11 protein-coding genes and 1 pseudogene are annotated in these 12,883 nt (G+C 71.1%); 7 read left to right on the plus strand and 5 right to left on the minus strand.

The window, feature by feature from the left end; genetic code table 11:
- Window positions 1-5: 5 nt before the first annotated feature.
- The 5 genes from OG223_RS16230 (at window position 6) to OG223_RS16250 (ending at window position 5,265) form a co-directional block, all read left to right on the plus strand.
- Window positions 6-824, plus strand: a complete 819-nt coding sequence (locus OG223_RS16230; protein WP_329248431.1) for a heme ABC transporter ATP-binding protein — start codon at window positions 6-8, stop codon at window positions 822-824.
- A gap of 174 nt (window positions 825-998) precedes the next feature.
- Complete coding sequence (gene efeO / locus OG223_RS16235) at window positions 999-2,135, plus strand: iron uptake system protein EfeO (RefSeq protein ID WP_329248433.1); 1,137 nt, start codon at window positions 999-1,001, stop codon at window positions 2,133-2,135.
- Between the two features lie 9 nt (window positions 2,136-2,144).
- Complete coding sequence (efeB, locus tag OG223_RS16240; protein ID WP_329248436.1) at window positions 2,145-3,437, plus strand: iron uptake transporter deferrochelatase/peroxidase subunit; 1,293 nt, start codon at window positions 2,145-2,147, stop codon at window positions 3,435-3,437.
- A 3-nt stretch (window positions 3,438-3,440) separates the two neighbouring features.
- Window positions 3,441-4,313, plus strand: a complete 873-nt coding sequence (gene efeU / locus OG223_RS16245) for an iron uptake transporter permease EfeU (protein WP_329248439.1) — start codon at window positions 3,441-3,443, stop codon at window positions 4,311-4,313.
- Complete coding sequence (locus tag OG223_RS16250; RefSeq protein ID WP_329248442.1) at window positions 4,273-5,265, plus strand: hypothetical protein; 993 nt, start codon at window positions 4,273-4,275, stop codon at window positions 5,263-5,265. The genes efeU and OG223_RS16250 overlap by 41 nt, the downstream gene beginning before the upstream one ends.
- Before the next feature lie 12 nt (window positions 5,266-5,277).
- Here OG223_RS16250 and OG223_RS16255 read toward each other — a convergent pair whose 3' ends face one another.
- The 4 genes from OG223_RS16255 to OG223_RS16270 form a co-directional block, all read right to left on the minus strand.
- Window positions 5,278-6,012 (minus strand): bifunctional DNA primase/polymerase, encoded by a 735-nt coding sequence (locus OG223_RS16255; protein WP_329248444.1) that lies wholly within the window; start codon window positions 6,010-6,012, stop codon window positions 5,278-5,280.
- 141 nt (window positions 6,013-6,153) lie between these two features.
- A complete protein-coding gene (locus OG223_RS16260) occupies window positions 6,154-7,146 on the minus strand; it encodes a small ribosomal subunit Rsm22 family protein (protein ID WP_329248447.1) in 993 nt (330 codons plus the stop codon).
- 110 nt (window positions 7,147-7,256) lie between these two features.
- A complete protein-coding gene (locus tag OG223_RS16265; RefSeq protein WP_329248450.1) occupies window positions 7,257-8,432 on the minus strand; it encodes a serine hydrolase domain-containing protein in 1,176 nt (391 codons plus the stop codon).
- Complete coding sequence (locus OG223_RS16270) at window positions 8,384-9,667, minus strand: multidrug effflux MFS transporter (protein ID WP_329248452.1); 1,284 nt, start codon at window positions 9,665-9,667, stop codon at window positions 8,384-8,386. Before OG223_RS16270 ends, OG223_RS16265 begins: the two co-directional genes overlap by 49 nt.
- A gap of 114 nt (window positions 9,668-9,781) precedes the next feature.
- Here OG223_RS16270 and OG223_RS16275 point away from each other — a divergent pair, with 114 nt between their 5' ends.
- Together OG223_RS16275 and OG223_RS16280 are read left to right on the plus strand one after the other, a co-directional pair.
- Window positions 9,782-10,780 (plus strand): Gfo/Idh/MocA family protein, encoded by a 999-nt coding sequence (locus tag OG223_RS16275; RefSeq protein ID WP_329248454.1) that lies wholly within the window; start codon window positions 9,782-9,784, stop codon window positions 10,778-10,780.
- 23 nt (window positions 10,781-10,803) lie between these two features.
- Window positions 10,804-11,449: pseudogene (locus tag OG223_RS16280) on the plus strand (SDR family oxidoreductase).
- Window positions 11,450-11,668: 219 nt separating this feature from the next.
- Here the strand turns inward: OG223_RS16280 and OG223_RS16285 are convergent.
- Complete coding sequence (locus OG223_RS16285) at window positions 11,669-12,877, minus strand: D-alanyl-D-alanine carboxypeptidase family protein (RefSeq protein WP_329248457.1); 1,209 nt, start codon at window positions 12,875-12,877, stop codon at window positions 11,669-11,671.
- Window positions 12,878-12,883 lie beyond the last annotated feature (6 nt).

The raw sequence follows: 12,883 nt of genomic DNA on the forward strand, positions 1-12,883 counted from the left end.
CGCGCATGAGACTTCTCCGCGGCCGGCCCGCACCCCCCGCCCCCGCCGAACCGGGTGACGTCCTGGCCGAGGCCGAGGATCTGCACGTCCGGCTCGGGCAGCGCACCGTCCTCCACGGGGTGTCCGTGCCCGTCCGTGCCGGTGAGGTGCTCGCGCTCGTCGGTCCCAACGGGGCGGGAAAAACAACCCTGTTGAGTGCCCTCGCCGCTGACCTCCCGGCCGCCGCCGGAGTCGTCCGGATCGACGGCCGTCCCGCCGCCGCTTGGTCCGCCCCCGAACTCGCCCTGCGGCGCGCCGTACTTCCCCAATCGGCCACGCTCTCCTTCCCGTTCACGGTCGAGGACGTCGTACGGATGGGGCGGGCGCCGCACGCCGCCACCCCCGCCGAGGACGATCTCGCCGTGGCGGAGGCGATGGCGCGGACGGAGGTCACGGGCTTCGCGCCACGGCCGTTCTCCGCGCTCAGTGGTGGGGAGCGGGCCCGGGTCGCGCTCGCCCGGGTGCTCGCCCAGCGGGCGCCGCTGCTGCTGCTGGACGAACCGACGGCCGCGCTCGACCTCCGGCATCAGGAACTGGTCCTGCGGCTGTGCCGGGAAAGGGCGCACGCGGGGGACGCGGTGGTCGTGGTGCTGCACGATCTCGCGCTGGCCGCCGCCTACGCGCACCGGGTCGCGATCCTGCGCGCCGGTCGTGTCGCCGCCGACGGTCCGCCGGGGGACGTATTCACCGAGGCGTTGCTTTCGGACGTCTATGACCAGCCGGTCGAGGTGTTTCCGCATCCGCGCACGGGGGCGGTCGTGGTGACGCCGAAACGCCCCGCTTGACCTTCCCTTGACCGTCCCTTGACGTTTGTTTTCCGCCATGGAGATCAAGCCGTGTCTGTGATTCTTCTGTGGGCAGTGAATACCCACCCGGGCGGGTATGAGTGAGGTAAGCCTCAGGTAAGTTAGGGCAGCCTCACCACAGTGCCTCGCTACACACTCTCGCTTGGAGCCTGCATGCGTGCCGTCCGACTTCCCGTCGTCACCGCCGTCGCCGCCGCGGCGGCCCTGACCGCCGTCACGGCGTGCACCGCGAAGAGCGACGCCAAGGACGGTGACGCGATCCAGGTGACCGCCGCCGACTCCAAGTGCACGACCTCCACCAAGTCGATCCCGGCCGGCCAGGTCACGCTGAAGATCGAGAACACCGGCTCGAAGGCGACCGAGGTCGAGATCCTCTTCCCGGACGACCGGATCGTCTCCGAGAAGGAGAACATCGGGCCGGGCACCAAGTACACGCTCACCGCCGAGGTGAAGGCCGGGGCGTACGAGATCGCCTGCCGGCCCGGGATGAAGGGGCACGGCGTCCGGCAGAAGCTCACCGTCACCGGTGGCTCGGTCGCCAAGCGCGACCCCAAGCTGGACGCGGCCGTCGCCGCCTACCGCGAGTACGCGCAGGAGCAGGCCGACGCCACGATCCCGAAGGTGGAGACGTTCGCCAACGCCATCAAGGCGGGCGACCTCACCGCCGCCAAGAACGCCTACGCCCCCTCCCGCGTCGGCTGGGAGGCCACCGAGCCGATCGCCGAGTCGTTCGGGGACATCGACCCCAAGACCGACACCCGCGCCGACGGCCTGGAGAAGGGCCAGAAGTGGACCGGCTGGCACGCGCTGGAGAAGGCGCTGTGGCAGGACAAGAAGCTCGGCGCCGAGCAGAAGACCCTCGCCACCGAGCTGGTCACCGACCTGAAGGACTGGCAGAAGCGGGTCGGCAAGGCCGAGATCACCCCGACCTCCATGGCCAACGGCGCCAAGGAACTCCTCGACGAGGTCGCCACCGGCAAGATCACCGGCGAGGAGGACCGCTACTCGCACACCGACCTGAGCGACTTCAAGGCCAACGTCGACGGCGCCGAGAAGGCGTACGAGCTGCTGAAGCCGGTCGCGCAGAAGAACGACGCGGCGCTCACCACCGAGCTGGACAAGCAGTTCGCGGCGCTGAACACGCTGCTCGACAAGTACCGCTCGACCACGACCTCGGACGGCTTCGTGTCGTACGACAAGGTCACCAAGGACCAGCGCAAGGAGCTGTCGGACGGGGTCAACGCCCTCGCGGAGCCGCTGTCGAAGCTCGCCGCCGCCGTCGTGAAGTAGGGGATCACCATGACCGAGACCCCGAAATCCGAGACCGTGCCCCAGAAATCCGAGAGCCCCTCCCGCCGTTCGCTGATCGGCTGGGGCGGTGCCGGGCTCGCGCTCGGTGCCGTCGCGGCCGGTGGCGCGGTGGCGATGACCCGTGTCGGCGACGACGTCGATCCGGCCGGTGCCGACACCGGTGCGGCGGTCGCCTTCCACGGCGCCAACCAGGCCGGCATCGCCACCCCGGTGCAGGACCGGCTGCACTTCGCCGCGTTCGACGTGAAGACCGACGACCGCGCCGAGTTCATCCAGATGCTGAAGGACTGGACGGCCGCCGCCCGCCGGATGACCGGCGGGCACGCGGTCGGCGACGGGGCCTACGGCGGGCTCGCCGAGGCGCCGCCGGACGACACCGGTGAGGCGCTCGGGCTGAAACCCTCGCGGCTGACCCTCACCATCGGCTTCGGGCCGTCGTTCTTCGACCACTTCGGGCTCACGGGCAGCCGCCCCGACGCCCTGGTCGATCTGCCGCAGTTCCCCGGCGACAACTTCGACAAGTCCCGTACCGGCGGCGACCTTTGTGTGCAGGCCTGTGCGGACGATCCGCAGGTCGCCGTGCACGCGATCCGCAACCTGGCCCGGATCGGCTTCGGCAAGGTCGCCATCCGCTGGTCCCAACTGGGCTTCGGGAAAACGTCGTCGACGACTCCGGGGGCTCAAACCCCCCGCAATCTGATGGGGTTCAAGGACGGCACCCGCAACATCGCGGGCACCGAGACGGACCGGCTGAAGAAGTTCGTGTGGGTGGGCGAGGGCGACAACAGCGCGAACTCGGCCTGGATGACCGGGGGTTCGTATCTCGTCGCCCGGCGCATCCGGATGAACATCGAGACCTGGGACCGGACCTCGCTCCAGGAACAGGAGGACGTCTTCGGCCGGGACAAGGGCGAGGGCGCGGCCGTCGGCAAGGCGAAGGAGCACGACCCGCCGTTCCTGAAGGCGATGAAGCCCGACGCGCACGTCCGGCTCGCGCACCCCGACACCAACGGCGGGGTCACGATCCTGCGCCGGGGCTACTCCTTCACCGACGGCACCGACGGCCTCGGCCGGCTCGACGCGGGACTGTTCTTCCTGGCCTACCAGCGCGACGTACGCAAGGGGTTCATCCCGCTGCAGCGCAGGCTGTCGGCGACCGACGCGCTCAACGAGTACATCCAGCACGTGGGTTCGGCGGTCTTCGCCGTCCCGCCGGGCGTCCGTGACAAGGACGACTGGTGGGGCAGCACGCTGTTCTCCAAGGACGCGAAGGAGTCGTAGACCGTGTTCTCGAACTATCTGATCGGTCTGCGCGAAGGACTGGAAGCCAGCCTCGTCGTCTGCATCCTGATCGCCTACCTGGTCAAGACGGACCGGCGGGACGCGCTGAGGCCGATCTGGATCGGCATCGCCGTCGCGGTGCTCATCGCGATGGGCTTCGGCTGCGCGCTCGAATTCGGCTCCCAGGAGCTGACGTTCCAGGCGCAGGAGGCGCTCGGCGGCTCGCTGTCGATCCTCGCGGTCGGTCTGGTGACGTGGATGGTGTTCTGGATGCGGCGCACCGCCCGGCACCTCAAGTCCGAACTGCACGGCAAGCTGGACGCGGCCCTGGCGATGGGCACGGGCGCACTGGTCGCCACCGCGTTCCTGGCGGTGGGCCGCGAGGGCCTGGAGACCGCCCTGTTCGTGTGGGCGTCGGTGCACGCGGCGAGCGACGGCACCCCGCGCCCGCTGGTCGGCGTAGGACTGGGTCTGGCCACGGCGGTGTTCCTGGGCTGGCTGTTCTACCGGGGCGCGCTGAAGATCAACCTCGCCAAGTTCTTCACCTGGACCGGCGCGATGCTGGTCGTCGTGGCGGCGGGCGTACTGGCGTACGGCGTCCACGACTTGCAGGAGGCCGACTGGATCCCCGGCCTGACGAAGCTGGCCTTCGACATCAGCGACACGATCCCGCCGGACAGTTGGTACGGCACCCTCCTCAAGGGCGTCTTCAACTTCCAGCCGGACCCGACCGTCCTGCAGATCACGGTGTGGCTGCTGTACCTGATCCCCACGCTCGCCCTGTTCTTCGCCCCGGTAGGGTTCGCCTCCGGGAAGGGGAAGGTGAAGACACCTGATGAGCAGGGATCGCAGCCCTCGAAGGCTCCGCAGGCTTGACCGGCGCGTACTGATAGCGGCTTCGATGACCGCTTTGTCGCTGACGGCGAGCGGTTGCGTGGTGGTCCACGGCGAGCGGGAGGTCCTGCCGGCCACCACCCGCGCGGAGGCCGCCACGGCGCTCCAGCAGTTCACGACCGCGTACAACGCGGCGGACAAGGCGTACGACAGTTCCCTGGACGCCGCTCATGTCACCGGCGCGCTCGGTGACATCGACGCGGCGCGACTGAAGGCGGGGCACACCAACTCGCCGTCCGGGAACGCGAACTACTCGCCGCTGGAGCTGACGGACGCGAAATTCACCATCCCGAAGAAGGCCGGCTGGCCGCGTTGGTTCGTCGCCGACACGGCCGCCAACAAGGGTGGCAGCGCCCGCTGGCTGCTGGTGTTCACGCGGAACGACCTGTCCGAGCCGTGGCAGGTGGCGTATCTGACGCTGCTCGCACCCGCCGCCGTACCGAAGTTCGCGACCGACAAGGACGGCTGGGCCGAGGCCGTACCGGCGAACTCGACCGAACTGGCCGTCGCCCCGGGCGAGTTGAGCCAGAGCTACGCGACGTATCTGAAGAGCGGCGGAACCGCCTTCGCGGACGGCACGCACACCAGCGCGTGGCGTGCGGACCGGGCGAAGAACGCCTCGAAGCCCGGTCTGGCCACCCAGTACCTCGACGAGCCGCTGACCAGTGGCGACTACGCCCCGCTGGCGCTGCGTACGGCGGACGGCGGGGCGCTGGTGTTCTTCACCACGCGGTACTTCCAGAAGGAGACCGCGGCGGAGGGCACGTCGGTGCCGGCCCAGAACAAGGACGTCCAGGCGCTGACGACGGGCGAGGTCGAGCAGTCCCTCACCCTCCAACTCATCTCCAACGAGGTGGCGTTGGACCCGAAGCGGGGCGGCAAGGTGTCGGTGCTGGGGCGGATCGAGGGGCTGACCTCGGCGCAGGGCGGCTGACCGCTCAGGCGGTCAACGGCCCAGTGGCCAGGCCGCGTCGGCGTGGTCCGGTTCCTGGCCGGCGTACCGGGCGCAGGCGTCCGTGAGGGTTTCGAGCAGGGTCAGCGGGTCGGGCAGGGGGTGCTCGGGGCCGCGGACCCAGTGCACGGACTGGTTCTCACCGGGGAGTTGGGCCGGGGGGACGAGGACGTAGGAGCCTCGGCAGTGCCAGCGCAGTCCGGGGTGTTCGTCCATCGTCTCGGGGTGGCAGTCCAGTTCGCACGGCCACCACTCGTCCTCGTCCTCGGGGGTGCCGCGGGTGAGGGTGAAGAAGAGCAGCCGTCCGTCGTCGCTCGCGGCGACCGGTCCGACCTCGATGCCGGCGGCGAGCAGCCGCTCCAGCGCCTCCTGGCCCGCTTCGAGGGGGACGTCCAGGACGTCGTTGACCATGCCCGTCGCGGTGATGAAGTTGGCCTGCGGCTGGTGGCGGGCCCAGCGCTCGATCTGGGCGCGGTCGGTCGTGGACTGCGTCTGCCAGGCGAAGGACACCGGGTGCCGGGCCGGTGTGGGGCAGCCCACACGGTCGCACGAACATCGGTAGCCCGGGGCGGGGTGCGCGGCGGGCGCGAGCGGCAGTCCCGCCTCGGCGGCGGCCAGCAGCAGGGCCTCACGCCCGCTGCCGTCGGGGGCCTCCTGCGGGCGGCGTCCGCGCAGCCACGAGGAGAGTCTGCCCTGCCGACCGGTCCGGCCACCGAACGTCGCGCTCATCTATCTCCTCGCCTTGCCACTTGCCCTGTCGTTGTGCGGAGAACTTCCCCTATGGTCCCACCATCCTGCGCCCCGAGAGGCCGGACCCCACATCCGGGGTGGGTGGGACGAGACACACGTGTGACGCTTTCGCCGAAAGTGTCACGCTTTATCCGGCCAGGGGTCTCCCCAGCTCACGTCCCGTGCCGCCTTGTACAGGTCGCCGTGGCGTTTGGTGACCGTCGTCCGGCGCAGGTGTTCGTCGGTCTCGCAGAGGTCGAGGAGCACCTGTCCCTTGCGGATCTGCGGGCGTCGCACGACGCGGGCGGTGGCGGGGTCGACCTCGACGGGGAGGCGGGCGGCGGCGACGTAGCTGAACTTCTCGTCCTCGTACGGCAGGGAGCCGCCCTTGACCTGGCGGTGCAGGGAGGAGCGGCTGACCCGGGCCGAGAAGTGGCACCAGTCCTCGCCGGGGGTGATCGGGCAGGCGGCGCTGTGCGGACAGGGGGCGGCGATGCGGAAACCGGCGGCGATCAGGCGGTCGCGGGCCTCGATGACGCGGGTATAGCCGGCGGGGGTGCCGGCCTCGACGATCACGACCGCCTGTGCGGCGGAGGCGGCGGCGTCGACGAGGGCGGTCCTGTCGGGGACGGTGAGTTCGTTGAGGACGTAGGAGACGGTGACGAGGTCGGTGGGGTCGAGGGTGAGGGCCGGGCCGATCCTTGCTCGTCGCCAACTGGTGTCGCGCAGGGCGGAGTTGGCGGCGGCGAGCTCCTTGCCCAGGGCGAGGGCGGGTTCCGCCCAGTCGAGGACGGTGACCGGGCGGTCGCCGGGCCAGGTGGCGGTGACGGCCCAGGTCGCGGCGCCGGTGCCGCCGCCGATGTCCGTGTGGGCGGTCGGGCTCCAGTCGGGTACGGCGTCCGCGAAGGCGTCCAGCGCGGAGCGTACGGCTTCGAAAGTCGCCGGCATCCGATAGGCCGCGTAGGCCGCCACGTCCGCACGATCACGCAGGATCGGGGCGTCGGTCGGGGTGGCCCCACGGTAGGTACCGATCAGGCGTTCCACGGCGCCGGCGGCCTGCCTGGGCGGAAGCCCGTCGAGCAGGCCGGCCAGCGCGGTACGGAGGGTTTCGGCCGGGGCCACGGGGTCGTTCACCCGCCGATTCTAAGTTGCCCGGCGTGGCTGCGGGCCCCCTGGGGGCTCCGCCCCCAGACCCCCGACCTGTGCCCACCCACCGCCCGTCTCGGTGGGCCAAGAAGTGACCCTCAAAAACCCCGCACCGCCCGCGCCACCCGCGTCCCCGCCGCCGCCCTCGGCCCACTGTCCGGACCCCGTCTTCGCGGGTGGACGGTGTTCGCGAGCAGGACCAGGAACGTGTCCGTGGCCGGGTCCAGCACCAGCGACGTCCCCGTGAACCCCGTGTGGCCGACCGCTCCGCGTCCCGCCAACTCCCCCATGAACCACGCCTGATCGACCCCGAAGCCCAGCCCCGGCGGGGTCAGCAGCAGCTCCACGAAGTCCGTGCCGAGGATGCGGGCGGGGCCGTAGGAACCGCCCGCCAGCAGCGTGCGGCCGAACACCGCCAGGTCGCGGGCCGTCGAGAAGAGGCCCGCGTGGCCGGCCACCCCGCCCAGCGCCCAGGCGTTCTCGTCGTGGACGACGCCACGGAGCATGCCCCGGTCCGCCTTGGCCCAGGGGCGGCGCTGGTCCTCGGTCGCCGCCGCGCCGGGGCAGGGGCCGAAGTCGGTCGACCTCATGCCCAGGGGGCGGGTGATGCCGTCGTGGATCAGGACGTCGAGGGTGCGGCCGCTGACGCGTTCCAGGACGAACTGGAGGAGGAGCAGGTTCAGGTCCGAGTACAGGTACTCACCCGGCTCTCCCACCGGCGCCTCCGCGCGCAGCATCGCCAGGCGTTCCGCGTCGTCCGCGCAGTCGTAGAGCGGGAGTTCGGGGCGCAGGCCCGAGGTGTGGGTGAGGAGTTGGCGGACCGTGATGCCGTGGCGGGCCGCCGCGCGGAAGTCCGGGAGGTAGGCGCCCACGCGGGCGTCGATGCCCAGCGTGCCCCGCTCGATCTGCTGCATCGCGGCCACCGACGTGAAGAGTTTGGTGAGGGAGGCCAGGTCGAAGGGGGTGTCCACGGTGGCCGGGACACGGGCGGCCGGCGGCAGTTCCACACCCGCGTCGGTCTCGGGGTCGTAGGCCGCATACCGTACGGCCCAGCCCGCCGCCTCCTCCACGGCGATCACCGGGCCGCGGCCCGCGACCACGACCGTGCCCGCCGCCCAGGGGCGGTCGCCGGTGGTGAGGTCGTGGACCTCCCGGACCAGATGGCGGAGTTCCTCGGGGTCGAGGCCCGCCCGTTCCGGGGTGTCGTGGCGCAGTCTCGGGGCGCTCAGCTCCCCACTCCCTCCGCGGTCGTACGTGTGTTCCAAGGACGGCACATTCCCACGAAACAGGCCACCGCCACCAATGCGGCCGCCAGTTGGACGACCGCCATCGGGACGGCGGTGTGCTCGCCCGCGATCCCGACGAGCGGCGAGGCCACCGCGCCGATCAGGAAGGAGGAGGTGCCCAGCAGCGCGGAGGCGGAGCCCGCGGAGTGGCGGGTGCGCATGAGGGCGAGGGTCTGGGCGTTGGGGAGGGTCACTCCCATCGCCGACATCAGGACGAAGAGGGCCGTGGCGACCGGGGCCAGGCCCACCTCTCCGAACACTCCCGTCGCCATCAGCAGCAGTGCCGTCGCCGCCAGCACCACCACCGCCAGGCCCGTGCCCAGGACCTTGTCCATGGAGACCCTGCCCACCAGCAGCTTTCCGTTGATCTGGCCCACCGCGACCAGGCCGACCGAGTTGATGCCGAACAGCACGCTGAAGGTCTGCGGGGAGGCGCCGTAGATCTCCTGGACGACGAAGGGGGAGGCCGAGATGTAGGCGAAGAGGGCCGCGAAGGAGAAGCCTCCCGTGAGCATGTAGCCGGTGAAGGGGAGGTCGGCGAGGAGGGCGCGCATGCCGCGCAGGGCCTCCGCGGTGCCGCCCGCGTGGCGGTCGGCCGGGGCGAGGGTCTCGGGGAGGCGGGTCCAGACGAGGACCGCCAGTGCCGTCCCGACGAAGGTCAGGATCACGAACACGCCCCGCCAGTCCGTCACCCGGAGGATCTGGCCGCCGACCAGCGGCGCGACGATCGGGGCGACCCCGGAGACCAGCATCAGGGTGGAGAAGAAGCGGGCCATGGCGACGCCGTCGTAGAGGTCCCTCACGACCGCTCGGGCGATCACTATGCCGGCCGCGCCCGCGAGGCCCTGGAGCAGGCGGAAGGCGACCAGGAACTCGACGTTCGGCGCGAACGCGCACAGGGCCGTCGCCAGGACGTAGACCGCGAGGCCCGTGAGCAGGGGGCGTCTGCGGCCCCATTTGTCGCTCATCGGGCCCACCACCAACTGGCCCAGCGCCATGCCCGCCAGGCAGGCGGTGAGCGTGAGCTGGACGGTCGCGGCCGGTGCGTGCAGGGAGCGGGTGACCTCGGGGAGCGCGGGGAGGTACATGTCCATCGACAGCGGGGGCGTCGCGGTGAGGCCGCCGAGGATGAGGACGACGAGCAGGCCCGCGCGGCGGATCGCCCCGGGCGACGGTACGGCGGACTGCGGCACGGCCGGCGCCTGCGCCCTCTGCTCGGGCATGTGCCCCTCCCTCTTCGGTCTCTCCGATCTCTCCGGGTGGTCCGGGTGATCCGCCACCTATGCTCTCAGCTCGTACAAGGTGCCGAGGTTCTGGTGAGCGAGGGCGGGTCCACGATGACGGAAGAGAACGTGCGCTGGGGCGTCCTGGCGACCGGCGGGATCGCCGCCGCGTTCACGGCGGCGCTGGTCGATCTGCCGGACGCCGAGGTGGTCGCGGTGGCCTCGCGGACGGAGTCCTCCGCGAAGGCCTTCGCGGAGCGGTTCGGGATCGAGCGGGCCTACGGCGACTGGGACGCGCTCGCGCGGGACGCGGACCTCGATGTCGTCTACGTCGCCACCCCTCACTCGGCGCACCGAGCGGCGGCCGGTCTCTGTCTGGAGGCCGGGCGGAACGTGCTCGTGGAGAAGGCCTTCACCCTGAACTCCCGCGAGGCCACCGAGCTCGTGGAGCTGGCGCGGGCGCGCGGCGGCTTCCTGATGGAGGCCATGTGGATGTACTGCAATCCGCTGGTACGGCGGCTGAAGGCCCTCGTCGACGACGGCGCGATCGGTGAAGTCCGCACTGTCCAGGCCGACTTCGGGCTCGCCGGACCCTTCCCGCCCGCGCACCGGCTGCGCGATCCGGCGCAGGGCGGCGGCGCGCTGCTGGACCTCGGGGTGTACCCGGTGTCGTTCGCGCATCTCCTGCTCGGTGAGCCCTCCGACATCAAGGCGTCGGCCGTGCTCTCCCCCGAGGGTGCCGATCTCCAGACGGCGGCCCTGTTCTCCTGGGACAGCGGCGCGCTGGCGGCGCTGCACTGCTCGATCGTCGGCGGTACGGGGACCTCGGCGTCGGTGACCGGTGCGCTGGGCCGGATCGACATCCCGGACGGCTTCTTCCACCCGGAGCGGTTCGTGCTGCACCGGGACGGCCGCGACCCCGAGGAGTTCGTGCTCGACCCGGCCGACGGGCCGCGCAACACGTTGCGGCACGAGGCGTCCGAGGTGATGCGGGCGCTGCGGGCCGGCGAGAGCGAGTCGCCGCTGGTGCCGCTGGAGGGCACGCTCGCGGTGATGCGCACGCTGGACGCGGTGCGGGAGCGGATCGGGGTGCGGTACCCGCAGGAGGGGTGACTCCGGCTCGTAGGCTGCGGTCCATGGACGCTGAGCAATCGAGGATCGCCGTGGTGACCGGCGCGGGCTCCGGGATCGGCCGCGCGGTCGCCGTGGAACTGCTGCGCGGGGGCTGGTCGGTGGCGCGAGGTGTGACGCCGGGTTCCTAGGTGCGGGGTGTCGGTGCCGGCGCCCCGGGGGCTGTGCCCCCAGACCCCCCTTCGGCCCTGAACGGGCCTCGTCCTCAAACGCCGGACGGGCTGATTGACGTCGGCCCGTACCGATTGGTGCCGGTCGAGGAGTTGCCGTACGACGCGTTGCGGCATGTGATGGACACCAACCTCAACGGGGTTCCTGCGCACACAGGCGACGTACCGGCGGATGAAGGAGCAGGTGGCCTACACCGCGACCAAGCACGCGTTGACGGGGCTCACCAAGTCGCTGTCGCTGGACGGGCGGCCGTACTCGATCGCGGTCGGGCAGATCGACATCGGGAACGCGGCGACGGACATGACGCGGCGGATGGAGAGCGGGGCGTTGCAGGCGAACGGGGTGGTAGCCCCGGAACCGGTGATGGATGTCGCGGATGTGGCGCGCACCGTGCGGCACATGGCGGAGTTGCCGTTGGCGGCGAATGTGCAGTTCGCGACGGTGTTGGCGACCTCGATGCCGTATGTGGGCCGTGGCTGAGGGAAGTTGCACAAACGGAATTTGACCGTCCGTACCATTGCGCCCGGTTGCTGACTTATGCTCAACTCTTCTCCACCAAAGCTTCACACTTGGGGCACTGAGCTTCCGCAGACCACACCCGAGGGGGGAGGCGACAGTCGTTCCACCGCCCGGGTGGGGGTGGGCCTCGCGTGGGACCGCGAGGTGTCACACCGGACGGTGGAACGACTGTCGCACAGTTCAACTCCCTTGTTTCTCTTCGGCCTTGGGCTCCACATCCGCTTCGGTCCTGGCCTTGGCCGCCGCTACGGCCGCCCGACGCCTGCGCAGCGCGAACGCGCCGCCCGCGAGCACCACGACCGTCCCCGCCGCGCCTTCCAGCAGGCGCCAGGGTGAGGAACCGTCCGACGACGAGGCCGCCGTACCGGTGGCGCCCTGCGCGCCCTTGGCGCCCTTCCCCGACGGTGCGGGGCTCGCGGTCGCGCCGCCCTCGCTCAGCGGATCGACCAGCGTGCCCACCGCGGCGGCCGAACTCCCTTTGCCGAAGCCCCAGTCGAGGAGCGCGGCGGTCTCCTTGTAGACCTCGTTGCCGCCGTTGGCGGGGTGCATCACGGTGACCAGGAGGGTGCGGCCGTCGCGGGTGGCGGCGCCGGTGAAGGTGTTGCCGGCGTGGCTGGTGTAGCCGTTCTTCACGCCGATGATGCCCGGGTACGTGCCCAGGCCGTAGGCGCCGGTGAGGAGGCGGTCGGTGTTCTGGATCTGGAAGGTCTTCTTGCCGCCGGCCGGGAAGTTCGCGGTCCTGGTGGAGCAGTAGGCGCTGAAGTCGTCGTCGTGCAGACCGTGCCGGGCGAAGAGCGTGAGGTCGTACGCCGAGGAGAGCTGCCCGGGGTGGTCGAAGCCGTCCGGGCTCACCACATGCGTGTCCAGGGCCTGGAGGTCCTTCGCCTTGGCCTGCATCTCGGCCACCGTCGCCGCGATGCCGCCGTTCATGTGGGACAGCACATGCACGGCGTCGTTCCCGGAGCGCAGGAAGACGCCCTGCCACAACTGGTGGACGGTGTACAGGATTCCGGGCTTGACGCCGACCATGCTGGAGCCGGAGGGGACGTCGGCGAGGTCGGCGTCGGTGACCCGGTAGGTCCGGGTCCGCTCGAACTTGCCGAGCACGGTGTCGGCGAACAGCATCTTGAGCGTGGACGCGGGCGCGAGCCGCTGATGCGCGCGGTACGAGGCGAGCACCTCGCCGGTCTTGTGGTCGGCGACGATCCAGGAGCGGGCGGTGAGCTTCTTGGGCAGACCGGTGGCATCGCCCACCTGGATCCCGTCGCGGGCCAGCCGCTCACCGCCTATCGCCGTCGCCGCGGACGCGGGAGCGGCCGCCGCCAGAGGAAGAGCGGCGGCGGTCAGGCCGAGAGCGGCACGCCGGGTGAGCCGAGAGGAATCGCGCATCCCGGG

Source organism: Streptomyces sp. NBC_01478 (assembly GCF_036227225.1).
Taxonomy (GTDB): domain Bacteria; phylum Actinomycetota; class Actinomycetes; order Streptomycetales; family Streptomycetaceae; genus Streptomyces.